The organism is Saccharothrix sp. ST-888 (assembly GCF_000955975.1).
GTDB lineage: Bacteria > Actinomycetota > Actinomycetes > Streptomycetales > Streptomycetaceae > Kitasatospora.
In genome coordinates this window covers 54,381-66,922 of record NZ_JYJF01000023.1, presented here as the reverse complement: position 1 = coordinate 66,922, position 12,542 = coordinate 54,381, and the positions used below count along the sequence as shown (strand labels likewise).

Annotated in this window: 17 protein-coding genes; all 17 read right to left on the bottom strand. The window is 71.4% G+C overall.

Going from position 1 to position 12,542, the window contains the following annotated elements:
* Window positions 1-173: 173 nt before the first annotated feature.
* The 17 genes from UK12_RS11210 to UK12_RS11130 all read right to left on the bottom strand — a co-directional run bounded on the left by UK12_RS11210 (window position 174) and on the right by UK12_RS11130 (window position 12,524).
* Window positions 174-1,334 carry a tyrosine-type recombinase/integrase gene (locus tag UK12_RS11210; protein ID WP_045302394.1) on the bottom strand — a complete coding sequence of 387 codons (1,161 nt, stop codon included), beginning with the start codon at window positions 1,332-1,334 and terminating at the stop codon, window positions 174-176.
* The gene (locus tag UK12_RS43165) at window positions 1,334-1,627 is read right to left on the bottom strand and encodes an excisionase family DNA-binding protein (protein WP_231591145.1); all 294 of its coding nucleotides are present in this window, start codon (window positions 1,625-1,627) and stop codon (window positions 1,334-1,336) included. The genes UK12_RS11210 and UK12_RS43165 overlap by 1 nt, the downstream gene beginning before the upstream one ends.
* Window positions 1,628-2,134: 507 nt before the next feature.
* Window positions 2,135-3,610, bottom strand: a complete 1,476-nt coding sequence (locus UK12_RS11200) for a hypothetical protein (protein ID WP_045302392.1) — start codon at window positions 3,608-3,610, stop codon at window positions 2,135-2,137.
* Between the two features lie 3 nt (window positions 3,611-3,613).
* Window positions 3,614-4,468 (bottom strand): bifunctional DNA primase/polymerase, encoded by an 855-nt coding sequence (locus tag UK12_RS11195; RefSeq protein ID WP_045302390.1) that lies wholly within the window; start codon window positions 4,466-4,468, stop codon window positions 3,614-3,616.
* 228 nt (window positions 4,469-4,696) lie between these two features.
* Window positions 4,697-5,059 carry an RRQRL motif-containing zinc-binding protein gene (locus UK12_RS11190; RefSeq protein WP_045302388.1) on the bottom strand — a complete coding sequence of 121 codons (363 nt, stop codon included), beginning with the start codon at window positions 5,057-5,059 and terminating at the stop codon, window positions 4,697-4,699.
* A 37-nt stretch (window positions 5,060-5,096) separates the two neighbouring features.
* Window positions 5,097-5,285: a hypothetical protein gene (locus UK12_RS11185; protein ID WP_045302386.1), complete on the bottom strand. Its 189-nt coding sequence runs from the start codon at window positions 5,283-5,285 to the stop codon at window positions 5,097-5,099.
* Between the two features lie 206 nt (window positions 5,286-5,491).
* Complete coding sequence (locus tag UK12_RS11180; RefSeq protein WP_156178658.1) at window positions 5,492-7,753, bottom strand: FtsK/SpoIIIE domain-containing protein; 2,262 nt, start codon at window positions 7,751-7,753, stop codon at window positions 5,492-5,494.
* Between the two features lie 90 nt (window positions 7,754-7,843).
* Window positions 7,844-8,059 (bottom strand): hypothetical protein, encoded by a 216-nt coding sequence (locus UK12_RS11175; protein WP_045302385.1) that lies wholly within the window; start codon window positions 8,057-8,059, stop codon window positions 7,844-7,846.
* 15 nt (window positions 8,060-8,074) lie between these two features.
* A complete protein-coding gene (locus UK12_RS11170; RefSeq protein WP_045302383.1) occupies window positions 8,075-8,257 on the bottom strand; it encodes a hypothetical protein in 183 nt (60 codons plus the stop codon).
* 21 nt (window positions 8,258-8,278) lie between these two features.
* Entirely contained in the window at window positions 8,279-8,653 is a 375-nt protein-coding gene (locus tag UK12_RS11165; protein ID WP_045302381.1) for a hypothetical protein, read from the bottom strand.
* A 17-nt stretch (window positions 8,654-8,670) separates the two neighbouring features.
* Complete coding sequence (locus UK12_RS11160) at window positions 8,671-8,850, bottom strand: hypothetical protein (protein WP_045302379.1); 180 nt, start codon at window positions 8,848-8,850, stop codon at window positions 8,671-8,673.
* A gap of 24 nt (window positions 8,851-8,874) precedes the next feature.
* The gene (locus UK12_RS11155) at window positions 8,875-9,324 is read right to left on the bottom strand and encodes a hypothetical protein (protein WP_052681805.1); all 450 of its coding nucleotides are present in this window, start codon (window positions 9,322-9,324) and stop codon (window positions 8,875-8,877) included.
* A complete protein-coding gene (locus tag UK12_RS36510) occupies window positions 9,321-9,656 on the bottom strand; it encodes a hypothetical protein (protein WP_052681804.1) in 336 nt (111 codons plus the stop codon). The genes UK12_RS11155 and UK12_RS36510 overlap by 4 nt, the downstream gene beginning before the upstream one ends.
* Complete coding sequence (locus UK12_RS39590; protein WP_156178657.1) at window positions 9,653-10,663, bottom strand: DUF2637 domain-containing protein; 1,011 nt, start codon at window positions 10,661-10,663, stop codon at window positions 9,653-9,655. The genes UK12_RS36510 and UK12_RS39590 overlap by 4 nt, the downstream gene beginning before the upstream one ends.
* The gene (locus tag UK12_RS11140; RefSeq protein WP_156178656.1) at window positions 10,660-10,881 is read right to left on the bottom strand and encodes a hypothetical protein; all 222 of its coding nucleotides are present in this window, start codon (window positions 10,879-10,881) and stop codon (window positions 10,660-10,662) included. Before UK12_RS11140 ends, UK12_RS39590 begins: the two co-directional genes overlap by 4 nt.
* Window positions 10,878-11,168, bottom strand: a complete 291-nt coding sequence (locus UK12_RS11135) for a hypothetical protein (RefSeq protein WP_045302375.1) — start codon at window positions 11,166-11,168, stop codon at window positions 10,878-10,880. The genes UK12_RS11140 and UK12_RS11135 overlap by 4 nt, the downstream gene beginning before the upstream one ends.
* 576 nt (window positions 11,169-11,744) lie before the next feature.
* Window positions 11,745-12,524 (bottom strand): GntR family transcriptional regulator, encoded by a 780-nt coding sequence (locus tag UK12_RS11130; protein WP_045302373.1) that lies wholly within the window; start codon window positions 12,522-12,524, stop codon window positions 11,745-11,747.
* Between the last annotated feature and the right edge of the window lie 18 nt (window positions 12,525-12,542).

Here is a 12,542-nt window from a genome sequence, read left to right as displayed (position 1 = left end):
GCAACCGTCCGTCTCCAGGACTCTGACCTGCAGTCAAGCCCAAGACTGTGTCCGTTCTTGTAAAGCGGGGGTCGTCGGTTCGAACCCGACAGGGGGCTCATTCCGCAGAGCGGACAGAGGCCCAGGTCACAGGGGAAATCCCGTTGACCTGGGCCTCTTCGCTTCTAGGCCTACTAGTCCTCCCGTGCCCCATCCGTGCCCGTAGCCTCCGGTGGGGCGTCCTTCTCCAGTGCTTCGCGAGCCGCGTCGCCCATCTTGTCGGCGATGGTCCGGTCCCGGTCGCTGGTCATGTGCTGGTAGATCAGCGCGGCCTTGGTGGTGCTGTGCCCCATCCGGGTCATCAGCTCACGAGTGCTGGCCCCGCTCTGCGACGCCAGGGTGTTCCCGGTGTGCCGGAGGTCGTGGAAGTGCACCTCCTCTGAGACGCCCGCCTTGGTCCGCGCTGCGACCCAGTCGTCCCGGAAGTTGCTCCGGCGGAGCCTGCCGCCGCGCGGCCCGACGAAGAAGCGTCCCTCTTGGCCCGCCGCAGCGTGGTGCTCCAGGTGGTGCTCCAGGTCCGGCACGATCATCTCGGGGAAGGCGACCGGGCGGAAGCCCGCCCGGGACTTCGGCGCCTTCGTCACGAGCTTGCCGCTGCTCAGCTCGGCCTGATTGCGGCGGACCCAGAGGACGCGCGCCCCCAGGTCGACGTCGCGCCGGCGGAGCGCGGCAAGCTCGCCCAGCCGGAGCGTGGTGAACGCGGTCAGGAGAACGAGTGCCTTCCACTGCAACTGGATCGAGGCTGCCACGGAGTACACCTCGGGCACGGTGAGCACGGGCCGCTCGGGGACGTCGTAGGTGTCGGCCCCGGGAATCCGGCACGGGTTGCGCTTGATCAGTTCGTCGTCCACGGCCGTGTTCATGATGGCCCGCAGCATCTGGTACGCCTTGACGACGGTCGGCTCGCCAACTCCGCTCTCCAGGAGCTTGGTTCGCCACGCGCGGACGCGGGGCGCAGTGATCTCCGAGAGGAAACGCTCGCCGAGCTGTGGCTTGATGTGGAGGCGGAGCACACCCTCGTTCCTCTCTCGGGTGGTCTCCTCCAGCTTCCGCTCCTTGAGCCAGGTTGTGGCGTACTCGCCGAAGTTCACCTTCCCGGCGTCCGGGTCGGTCCACACGCCCCGGCTGATGTCGGCCTCAAGCTGACTCAGCCTGACCTCGGCATCGGTCTTGGTGGCGTACGTCTCCTCGTCCGGCCGGCGCTCGCCCGTCTCCGGGTCGTAGTAGCGGACCTGCCAGCGACCGGACGGGAGTTGGCGAACGGAGCCGAAACGGCGGCGGTTGTTCCGGGGCATCAGGCGGCGCTCCTGCGGGAGGTGCGGCGTGCAGCCAGCGGCTGCACGGTGTTGGCGGCGATGAGCTCGATGACGGCGGACTCAGGGATGCGTACGAGTCGGCCGACCTTGACGAAGGTGATCCGGCGCTCCTCGATCAGGCGGCGGGGGAAGCGCTCGCCGCTCGTCTCCCAGGTGCCGAGCATCTCGGCGACCGCCCTGACTGTCAGCAGGCGATCCGAGAGCACGGAAGCGGGCTTCGGCCGGTCGGTGGACGTGGCCGGGCGGCGGGTCTTGTGCGCGGTGGTGGCCAAGCTGGGTCCTTCCCGGTACTGGGCAGGGAGTGGAAGTAGGGCGCTCAGCCCGGAGCCCGCGCTACTGCGGTCCGGGGTAGCGGTCTGTCGGACTGCGCGTGTTGTCCTAGGTGGGGATTTCTGCGTCACCGCGTCATCAGCGTCATCCGAGCCTCTGGCCTGCGGCTTTAGGTGACGCAGCGGCAGAGGCGTGCGTCATCGCTGTGTCACCGGCTTCGTCATCGGGTGACGCAGGTGACGCAGGATGACGCAGCGTCCGTCGTCTGCGTCATCGCTGTCAGCGCAGGTCAGGGGCCGTTTTCCGGCTCGGGTGACGCAGGTGACGCAGCGGTCCCCTGCTTAGGAAAAAAAGAGGGGGGGTGTCTGTTGTAGTTCGGCCGCTCTCAGAGCGAAAGAAGGAGCCGCTGCGCGGCACGACCTTCGGGCGGCTTCGCCGAACAGCAAGAAGAGCACCCCTCGGCCGAGCCGGTGCTCTTCTTGCTGTTCACGCGGTGACCCGGGCGTGGGTCAGTGGAGCGTCGGCTGCTCGTGCGGGGGCGGGACGGCCGGGCGGGCCAGCTCCAGGTAGCGGGCCTCCTTCGTGCGCCCGGCGTCGAAGAGGACGCCACGGGCGGCGAGCGTGGGCTGCAGGCGCTTGAGCCGGTCGGACAGGACCTTTCCGGTGGTCGGCCAACCCTTGGGCAGCGGACGCAGCTCCTCCCCGACGTAGACGCGGCTGAGGCACTGCAGCCACTCGGTGGAGCTCATGCGCTGGGCGCTGCCGGGTTCGATGCTCTCGGCATGCTGCAGGACGGTCTGCGCGAGGAGATCACCCTCGATCACGTCGTCGTTCAGGTCGTCCAGGCTGGCCCGGTACGCGGCCAGCGCCCCGAAGCCGGTGGCGGCGTCGAGCTGCGCACACAGGTGCGCGAAGTCGGCCATCCGCAGGTCCGTCGGCGTCTCCGCCTGCGCCGCCCGGACCTTCACGGTCAGGTCGAGCAGCGACCCAAGCACGACGGGCAGCACCTCCGCGTACTCTGCCCACAGCTCCGCCTCCGTGCGCCGCAGCCGGGGCCGCTCCAGCCGCAGCGGCAGCAACCGCTCCGCCAGGTCGGGTCGGATCACACCGACGTCGATACCGGTCAGCAGCAGGGGGCGGCGGTAGCTGGACCGGTGCACGTCCCCGTCCGTGAACAGCGCCCTTTTGACCGACTCGGCCCCGGTGACGATGCAGCACATGGCGTCGGAGAGGTCCGGGGTCATGTGAGACAGGTTGTCGAGGGCGGTAACCCATCCGGCCGCCACAGCAGCGATCATGCTCTCCTCGTCCTTCGGCGCTCGGCGCAGGTCACCGCTCATGCCCTCGATGATCCGCACCAGCATCCGCCCGCCTGTGGACTTGCCCGCGCCCTGCGGTCCGGTGAGGAACGGCGCCGGCACCGGCACGGACGGCCCCAGGCAGCCGACCAGCCACGCCAGCGCCAGGCACTCGGTCGCCGCGTTGGCGAAGTTCGTCAGCCTCAGCAGCAGGTCGATGCCCTTGCTGTCGGTGTCCTTGACCGGCAGGGGGAGTTCTCCGGTGAGCTGGGTGCGCTTCCAGCACACCTCACGCGGGTCGGGAGTGAGGATGTCCCACCCGGTGGAGTGGATCCGCACGGACTTCCCGTCTGAGCGGCCCAGGTCCAGCCACGTCGCCCCGTCGAAGCCGGGGGCCACGCGGATGTGGACGGGCTGCACGTTCTCGGTCAGTGCGAGTGCTTCGATCAAGTCCAACGCCTCCTTGAGGGCGGTGCCGTTGAAGACGCCGCGCCCGTCGCGGAACAGGCCGACCATCAGCTCCTGCCTGTGGCTTCCCGTCGTGCCCTGGGAGCGGATCGGCCGGGCGACGGGGTGGCCGGTGCGCTGCGCGTAGACGGTGCCGTCTGCGGTGCGGAAGTACCGGAAGTGCGTCTGCGCGTACTCGGCGATGACCTCACGCGCCGGGTTCTTCTCGTCCTCGGCCACGGCCTACATCCCCAGCCTGTGGGCAGCGTTGGCCCACGCCTCGGTGCAGTGCCGGGCGGTTTCGCCCTTGGCCTGCGCGGCGGCGAACAACCGTTGCGTGTGGGTGTCGGTCAGGCACCCGCACCGGCCGTGCGTCGACAGCACCGCGAGGAACGTCCCGTAGACGGCGGCGTGCACGCCGCTGGGCGCGTCGGTGATGCGCTGGACCGCCATGGTGATGCCGCGCTCCAGGTACGCCGGGCTGCGGTGGGGGCACTTCCCGCGTTGGGCAGGTGCGGGCACCGTGACTGCCACCGGCCGGGCCAAGACGGGGTCCTTCACCAGCAGGGCCCGAACGGCGTCCGGCAGGGCCGTGAGGTCCCCCTCGCCGTAGCCGAGCCACCGCGCGTAGGACATCAGCGACTTGATGTCCACACCGGGCCGCACAGCGTTGGCGGAGGCCATGGCGCCCCGGTAGATCCAATGCTCGCCCCGGGTCGTGCGCACGGTCCGGGTGACGGGCAGGCTTGCCCTGGCCCAGGTAATGGCTTCCGAGTTGTCGAGGTCCACGACGGTCAGGCTGGCGCCGCCGGGGTGGTAGGCCACCGCCGCTCCCTCGCGCCACGCCCGCATCCACTCCCGGGAGGTGATGGCGTCGGGGCTGGTGGTGGCGGCGGCCCACCCGTGGCAGGGCGCCGGGCAGACGCAGGGGCCGGGGGTCTTCATGTTCGGCCGGCCGCCGCACGTGTTGTCGGCGCAGCTCCGGCAGTTGCCGAACGGCACCTTCCCGGCTCGCAACGGCAGCACGGGCACCCCGGAGGCCGCCAGGGAGAGAGCGGCGGTCAGGTGCTTTCCCCGGATGTGGGTCGGTTGGGTCATGCTTGGGGTCTCCAGTTCTGTAGTGACGGTGCTGGATCGGCGGCGGCCCCGGTTCTTGGCAGAGGGGGGCCGCCGCTGTCGTTCATCGCGTTCTCGGCGCAGACCTTGTGTGAGGGCCTGCGCGTCTCGTCGCGCAGTGGGGTGGGCTTGCCGCACCAGCGGCAGGGCAGGGTGCGGGTGCGGTCGTAGTGGTGGGCGTCGCGCCAGTCCAGGGCCACAGGCCCGGTCTCAGGCGGTGGCGGTGGAGCAGGGCCAGCAGCAGCCCAGTGAGCGGGGGATGACGTATCCGGCGTCGCGTCGGCAGGCGGGGCAGGTGCGGCGGGCGAGAATGGCGGCGGCCAGGGCGCGGGCTCGGCCGGGGGTCATCGGGCGGACGGGCCGGGCGAGGTCGACGCGGTAGAGGTACGCGACCCGCTTGCCGCCGCAGCGGCGGGCCTTGCGGGAGCGCCACTCGATCTCGGCGGCGGGGTCCTGCCCGCCGGGGCGCAGGCCCTGCGCGCGGAGCTGTCGGCGGGTGGCGAGGCCGTCGGGTGCACAGCGCCACCGGTAGGCCGGGGTAGTCGCGGTGGGGGTGTTCGGGTGGTGGGGCATCGGGTGTCCTCTCCGAACGGTGCGGGCGTGGCGGCGGTCAGAGGGCGCGGAGTTCGTGGGGGTGGCACAGGACGGGGCCGATCAGGAAGCCGCCGTGGTGGACGGTCCAGCGGCCGCCGGTGAGGGGGCCGGGCGGGACCTCGTCGACGATGCGGCCGGTGCGGCCGGCGGCGCGGGGGTCGTCCTCGCAGGAGACGATCAGGACGAGCTGGTTGGGCTCGAACACGGGTGTCCTCCGGGTGGTGTGGATGGGTGCCGGCTGTTCGGGGAGGGAGGCAGGGCAGGCACCCGCAGAACGCGCTTTCGGGGCTTCCCGAGGGGGTGCGCGGGGTGCCTCCCTGCCTCCCTGAAAGGGTGTTTTGGCTGATCAGGCCCAGGGAGGCGGTCAGGGAGGCGGTCAGGGAGAACTCCCTGCCTCTCTGACGCCTCCCTCTACGCGAAAGCGCCGTCCGCGTCGTCCCCGGCGGCGGCTTCGGCCCGGATTTTGAGGGCTTCGGTGACCCGGTCACGGGCCACGACCATCTGCCCGTCGGACTTGTACGGCGCCGCCCCCACCGCCTCAAGGACGGTCTTCAGGTCGGCGAAAGTCCACCCCCGGTACTCGCCCGGGTTCCGCGCCGCCAGGCCCGAGAGGACTTCCTGCGTGCGCATCCGGACCGCGTCGCCGAGCACGGCCGCCACGTCAGCCAGCGGATCGGCCTGCTCGGGGATCTCGACCGACCCGAGCGTCGTCACCCCGCAGCGGCGGGCCTTGGCACGGTCGGCGATCTCGGCGGCCTGCTCGCCGGAGATGAAGTGCGTGCGGATGGTGATGCTGCTCTGCCCGGGGGCGAGCTTCACCCCGTCACCGGCGACGACGACGGTGCCCTTGTCCAACCCTTGCCGGAGCTTGTGCGGGGCGGCGCCGCCGTTGACGGCCTTGTCCCCCAGCGCCATCCGGGCCTGCTCCTCCGTGCCGAGCACGAGCGACGCGCGGATGTGCGCGCCCTCGCGGACCAGCTTGGGAAGGTTCTGGTCGGTCGGGTCCTGGGTGCCCTGCCACAGCACCACGTTCACCGCGCGCCCCTGGTTGTGGATTTTCCGGGCGGCCATGAAGTACCGCGAGGTGGCCTTCACCCCGCCGTACGGGCGCTTGTCGTCCCCCAGGGCCGGGCACATGAACGCCACCTGCGCTTCGTCAACCAGCAGCACCAGCGGGCGGAAACGCGGGTCGGTGCGGGCCATCTCGCGGGTCACGCCGTCGGTGGCGCCGGACGCCTCCAGCAGTGCGATCCGCTTCTCCATATCCCGCACGCCCGCTTCGAGCATGTGGGTGGCCTGGATGACGTGGTCATCGGTCGGGCCCTGGATCAACACGGTGGCCAGGCCGTCGAACATGCGCCAGTCACCGACGCCCTTGAGGTCGGCGATCCGGAACTCGACGCTGGTGTCCAGGGCCAGCCACAGGGCCAGGGCCCGCAGGCTGGCGGTCTTGCCCTGGTTGGACAGGCCGGTGATCAGCAGGTGGCGCTGCAGCAGGCTCAGCAGCGCGGCGTCACCGCGCAGGTCCTGCCCCCACGGCGCGCGGCCGGTGTAGAGGTCGGCGGCAAGGTCGGGGTCGGTGGTGAGCGGCGAGGGTCCGATCGGCTCGTCCAGCGCGCCGGAGTCGGCGATCCACAGCCGCACCGTGCGGGCGGCCTGAGGGATCGTCACGAACACCTCGTGCTCGTGCCTGCTGAGGTTCTCCGCCAGCTTCCGGCGGCGCTTTTGCACCTCGTCGGTGGACACCCCGGACGGGAGGGTGACGTCGACTTCGACTCCGCATCCGGCGATCCGGATCGGGCCGAGCATCGCCGCACCCGCGTCGCCCATCTCCTTGATGGCGTTCCGCAGCGGGGCGACCCCGAGGTCCCGCAGGGCGGTGACCACGATCGAGGGGGTGATCGGCGCCCCGCCGGTGCTGGCCTGGCCGGCGGGCAGGGACCAGGCGGGGGCGGCCTGACGGTGGCGCCCGATCGCCCACAGCGACGCCAGCGCCAGCCACGGACCGGCCACCATGAGCGGCCCCCAGATGATGCTGATCAGGAAGACCGCCCAGCGGATCAGATCGATCGCGGTCATGGTCGGGACGATGACCTGGGAGATGTCCTTCTCCGCGATGGCCAGGACCACGCCGAGAGCCAGCAGGCTGCCCTCCGTGGCGGCGGCACCGACAACGGCGCTCTTCGCGACGGTCACCGGGGAGGTGATCAGATCCATGCGCCGCCGGTGCCGGGCCGAGCGGAAAGCCGCAGCGCGGGCCTCCCACTCCAGCACCTGCTCAACCTGCCCGGCGGCTTCGGCCGCGCGCATCATCCGCTCGTAACGGGCCAGGGTCCGGCCCTCCCACGCACGCCGGGCGGCGATCGCGCCACCCGCCAGCACGTAGGAGCCGTGGCGGACCACGAACCGGCCGGTGGTGCGGGTCCGGTCGTGGGTGGCCACCACCCGCACCGCGCGGCCACCGCGCACCCACACCGGGACGCGCGGCTGCGGGAGCCGGTCCACCCCGGCGCCCGGGGCGGGAACAGCGGTGGTGTCCTCTATCGGGGCGGGATCGGGGCTGGGGTTGGGGTCGGGGTTGGGCTTGACCAGGTGGACGGGCCGGGCGGCGCGGCGCTCGTCGAGGTCGTGGACGGTGCCCAGGACGGGCCCCTGGGGGGCGGTGTCGGTCATGATGGGACTTCTCCTGTCTGCTGCGAGGTGGCCAGGGGCCCGGGGCGGCCGGTCGATGCTTGGCGGCTTGTCGGCCTCCCCGGGGCGGATTCAGCGACCGCGTCGCTGGGCGTCGCGCTCGGCCTGCCGGGCCTCGGCCCGCAGGCGGGAGTCCTCCCGGATCCGCTCCATCTCCTGCTCCACGGCGGTGGTGGAGCGGCCGGCCTGCTCCAGCCGGGTGGCCTTCGCGCACAGGCGGAACAGGCGGGCGGCGTCGCGCGGGTTGTCCGCGCCGAACTTCTCGGGGTCCAGCTCGAAGAACGGCATGTCGGTGTCCTCTTTTCAGCGGGCGGTGGCGGCGGGCGGTTCGGTGATCGGGCCGTCCCAGACGCGGACGTCGGGCTCGGTTCCGTAGTCGGCCCGGCAGTCTTCGGCGAGGGCCTGCGCGAACTCCTCGGCGCTTCCGGCGAAGTGGGTGGTGCGGATCCGCAGACCGGGCGCCGACTGGTAGCTGTAGCGGGGCATGACGGTCCTTTCGGAGATGGATCAGCCGCGTCGCATGTCGCGGATGATCCAGCGGATGACCAGGGCGGTCACGGCCAGGGACAGGGCGGCCATCCCGGCCGCGATCAGGGCGGCGGTGGTGGCCAGCAGGATGGGGATCAGCACGGCGGCCGCACCGGCGCCAGCGGCGAGGTACTGGCCCACCGGGCGGCCGGCTGGGACCGGCGGAGCCAGGGCGGGCACCGGCACCGGGGAGGGCTGGGCGGGCACCGGCAGAGCGGCGGTGATGACCCGCGCGACGGCCGGATGCTGGGCCACAGCGGCCGTGGCGGGCGTGCCGTTCTCCTGGGCGAGCTGCACGTCGGCGAGCAGAGCGGCGATCTGCTCGACCGTGATGACGGGGGTCTGGTCGGTCATGACAGTGGTACCTCCGGTCAGTCGTCGTCTTCCTCGCGCAGCAGCGGCTCAGCGGCGCGTCGCTGGGAGTCGCGCCGCTTGGCCTGGGCGTCGAGGTCGGGGCCGGTGATGCCCATCAGGGCACGGCCGAAGGCGGAACCGTCAGTGGACGGGCTGCCGGTGGGCTTGGGGCCGCTGGAGTCCTTGCGCTTGAACACGGGATCCTCGTCTCGTGGCTGGGGTCAGATGGCGTGGGGCGCGGGTGAGGGGGTGCCGGTCCACAGGGCGTGGAGGCGGTGGATGGCGGCGATGTCGGGCCCGTCCTTCGGGCGGCGGGCGGCCTCTTTCCAGCGCAGGACATCGCCCAGGCGCATGAAGCGGATGCCGTCGATCACGTCGGCGCCTTCGAAGAGCTCGCCGGTCGACCAACCGGGGGTCCAGCGGTCCACGATCTCGATCGCGGCACCGGGGTGGTAGACGGCCCAGCCATGCCCGGACGGCGGCCGGATGGGGCGGGCGAGAGTAGTGGCGATCCGCCATGCCTGTCCGCGCGCCAGCACGTCGAGGTCCCCGATCCGGGCCCGCAGGCCCCGGGCGTAGAGCACGGCGGAGCCGCACACCACGTAGTCACAGGCGGGCAGGTGGAGCCTGTGCAGGGCGGCGAACAGGCCACCCGGGTCGGTCAGCCTCACGACGCCTGCTCCTGGTCGCTGTACGGGTCGTAGTAGCCGATCAGCCGGACCGGGATACCGGCATAGCGGGCGGTAACGGTCAGCCAGCCGAGATCGTGGCGCTCTGCGTGGTCGACATCGGCCGGGTCGAAGCCGAGGGCACCGCGCCACTGCTCGAAGTGGGGCAGGCCGCCGTGCAGGCTGATCTCCACGCCCCATTCGACGGTCGGCTTGTCGTCGAGGCCGTTGAAGACGAGGTTGCGGATGGCGAGTTCCGGCGCGGGCAGGTCACCGCAGGTGACGACGATGGCCATCAGCGCCCGGGCGGCCGGGATCTGCTCGATCGCGCTCACGAGGCCACCTCCTGCGGCTCCCCCGTCGGCTTGGACTGCTCGGCCTGGTCGATGGCATCCAGCAGCCGCAGATCAGGCCGGACGGGCTCCGGGCTGGGGGCGAGGGTGAGGCCGTTCGCGTCCAGCAGTGCGCGCAGACGCGGCACACCGATGCCGAGCGCGGCGAGCACGGCGCGCTGCGACAGCGGCCCGTCGGCATCCGCGAGCAACTGCCGCAGGTGCGCCAGCAGTTCGTCATCCGTGCGCACCGGGCGCGCGTTCTTCGCCGCCCCCGGGAGCGGCCGAGCGCGGCGCGGGGCCGGAGCGGTGCGCGGCTTCGTGCGCACCGGCGCGGGCGGCTCCGCCACAGCGGTGGCGATTTCTGGCGAATTGTCGGGAACGTGCACGGCGGGAGGGGCAGTCGCGGGCTGACCAGCCGTTGCGGCAGGGTCGGCCTGCGGGGCATACACGCTGTCGTCGGCGGCCTCGGCCGGGCGCCACCCGGGCGCTTCCGCCGCTTCCGTGACCGGCGCCTGCGCGTGCACAGGCTCGGCATCGGGCTGTTGCTGTCCGGCGCTGCCGTGCGCCCCGTGTGCGGGTGCGTCCGGGCGGTGGTGCAGGACGCGGGCCACCAGATCGGAACCGAAGAAGATGCTGCCGACCGGCAGTCCGGCGGCGATGCCCACCAGCAGCCAGTGCACCCACGCCCACCCGGCCAGCCGCGTGTGCCCGGGGTCAGTGTGCAGCGCGGGCACCAAGCCGTGCACGTAGTTCAGGACCAGTGAGGCGGCGGTGTACGCGCCGAGGACCGACAACGCGAACGTGCGGTCCTTACCGGTCAGGATCAGGGAGGCGGCCAGGGCCAGGGCCATCAACCCGTCCACCACGAACGGGTACAGGACGGCCGGCCAGCCCCGGGCACCGGTGGCGGCGGCAATGTCGTGCAGGGCGTTCCACGACACGCCGAACGCCATGGCGACGACGACCAGCAGCGCGGCGACCAGCCAGCCCTTGGCGGCCCGGCTCATTCGCCACCCCCGGGGTGGCCCCAGCCGGTGAGGCGAACCGGGCCCGGCCGCATCCCGGCATCCGCCGCAGCTTCGAGGACCACGGTGGCGACGACGGCCACGGCCAGCACGATCCGCACCGGGGCGGCCGGGGCGATACCGACCAGCCACGCCAGACCGGCAAGGGTGGCGAGCAACCGCAGGCGCCGCAACGCGCCCAGCACAGGACGGGCGCTCATGCCGCCACCCCCAGCCCGACCGTCCCACGACCGGCGCCGACGACACGGCGGGCGGCAGGCAGTACCGCCAGCGCCGACTTCAACAGCCGCTCGGCGTACGCGGCCAGCTCCGGGGCCTCCCGACGCAGGACCGCCAGGATGTCCTGCGCGGCGCCCAGCCGGGCGGCGCGGTCGGCGAGCGACTCCGGACCGGCCGGGCCGGTGAACAGCTCCACATCGACCCCGAGGGCCAACTCCGCGAACTCGTCCACGTTCGCGGCCCGCTGTCCTGCAACAATCGATTCCACGGGTCTACCTCTTCCAGTAGGCGTGTAGGCCCGAGGGCCGCCGCGCGATCCTTGGCCGGGAGCGCGGCGGCCCACATCAACCGGGCCTGACTGCTTGCCTGTTACGAGCAGCCACGGCACCCCGGCACGCGCCGCCTTATCGCGGGCGGGTGCCGGGGACCGTGGTCACTGGTGAAGCAAGGAAGTGGCTCTCATCTGGACGCGGACCGCTCGCCCCGGGGAGATCCCTCCCGGAGGTCGTCGCTGGCTAAGGTCAGCCGCGCCGTTCTTTTGAGTCGGTTGCGTTGTCCCCCACACGGAGGGGTCGGGGTTATGAGCCCCTTCTCGGCCGACTGGTCTCCACTCACCCCGACCGGCGTGGTCACGGAAGGACTGCGGTGGTGGATCACTCTCTTGAGTTGTCGGTGGTGCGTTTGTGCATGTCAGAGCAGCCCAAAGAAGGGCCCCACCTCCTCTACATAAGCACTTGTGCACTTATGTAGAGGAGTGACATGCATCAGAGTGCCTATCTCCTCTATATAAGTCAACCCCCCTCGCCTCGGCGTGGGGGGTTGTCGACTCTTAGGTGATCTTGCGTCAGTCTCCTGCGGGGATGCGGTAGTCGAGAACGAACTGGTCAGCGGCCATGAGGGTGTCGCAGACCTCCACGACTCGGCCGGCCTCGGTGTACGCGTTCCTGGTCAGGTGGATGACCGGGGCCCCGGGGCTCAGGCTGAGTGACACGGCTTCAGGCTTGGTTGCCAACCTCGCGCGCACGGTCTCCGAGAACTCGGCCAGGATGTGGCCGTGGTCCTCAAGGCGTGCGTAGATCCCGCCGCCCCCGGGGTTCTCGGCGAACAGCTCGGGGATGTCCTTGGCGATATCCCACGGCAGGTACGACGTGGCTTCTTCGGTGGGCACGCCATCGCTGAAGTACAGGCGGCGCCGTGCCAGAACCTGAGTGCCCGGGGCTACGGACAGCCGATCCGCGATGTCTGCCGGCGCCTCGGTGGGGCCGACGTAAAGTACCCGAATGGACGGCTTGGCCCCGGCTTGTTCGGCCTCGGCGAGGTAGGCCGCCTTACCCGCCTTCCGGTGGGAGCGCCGGAAGCGGTCCGACGACTTTCGGTTGACCGGGGGGCGAGACTTCACGAACGAACCCTTGCCGTGGTGCGTCTCGATCAGGCCCGTAGCGCGAAGCTCTGCGACTGCCTTCCGGGCAGTGCCAGGCGCGACGCCGTAGCGATCCATCAGCTCGGACTCGCTGGGGATCTTCTCGCCAGGGGGCAGGACGCCCTTCTGGATCTGTTCCGCGAGGTCCTCGGCAATCTGCAGGTACCGGGGTGCAGAGGTCTCGCGAACGCTTCCACTCCTCATCTGGGTGGAACCTCCTAT

Coding starts and splice junctions, on each gene's coding strand:
- UK12_RS11165 (WP_045302381.1), bottom strand. CDS start 8,653: ATGACCGACCAGACCCCCGTCATCACGGTCGAGCAGATCGCCGCTCTG.
- UK12_RS11175 (WP_045302385.1), bottom strand. CDS start 8,059: ATGCCGTTCTTCGAGCTGGACCCCGAGAAGTTCGGCGCGGACAACCCG.
- UK12_RS11210 (WP_045302394.1), bottom strand. CDS start 1,334: ATGCCCCGGAACAACCGCCGCCGTTTCGGCTCCGTTCGCCAACTCCCG.
- UK12_RS11140 (WP_156178656.1), bottom strand. CDS start 10,881: ATGAGCGCCCGTCCTGTGCTGGGCGCGTTGCGGCGCCTGCGGTTGCTC.
- UK12_RS11130 (WP_045302373.1), bottom strand. CDS start 12,524: ATGAGGAGTGGAAGCGTTCGCGAGACCTCTGCACCCCGGTACCTGCAG.
- UK12_RS11180 (WP_156178658.1), bottom strand. CDS start 7,753: ATGACCGACACCGCCCCCCAGGGGCCCGTCCTGGGCACCGTCCACGAC.
- UK12_RS39590 (WP_156178657.1), bottom strand. CDS start 10,663: ATGAGCCGGGCCGCCAAGGGCTGGCTGGTCGCCGCGCTGCTGGTCGTC.
- UK12_RS11195 (WP_045302390.1), bottom strand. CDS start 4,468: ATGACCCAACCGACCCACATCCGGGGAAAGCACCTGACCGCCGCTCTC.
- UK12_RS11190 (WP_045302388.1), bottom strand. CDS start 5,059: ATGCCCCACCACCCGAACACCCCCACCGCGACTACCCCGGCCTACCGG.
- UK12_RS11170 (WP_045302383.1), bottom strand. CDS start 8,257: ATGCCCCGCTACAGCTACCAGTCGGCGCCCGGTCTGCGGATCCGCACC.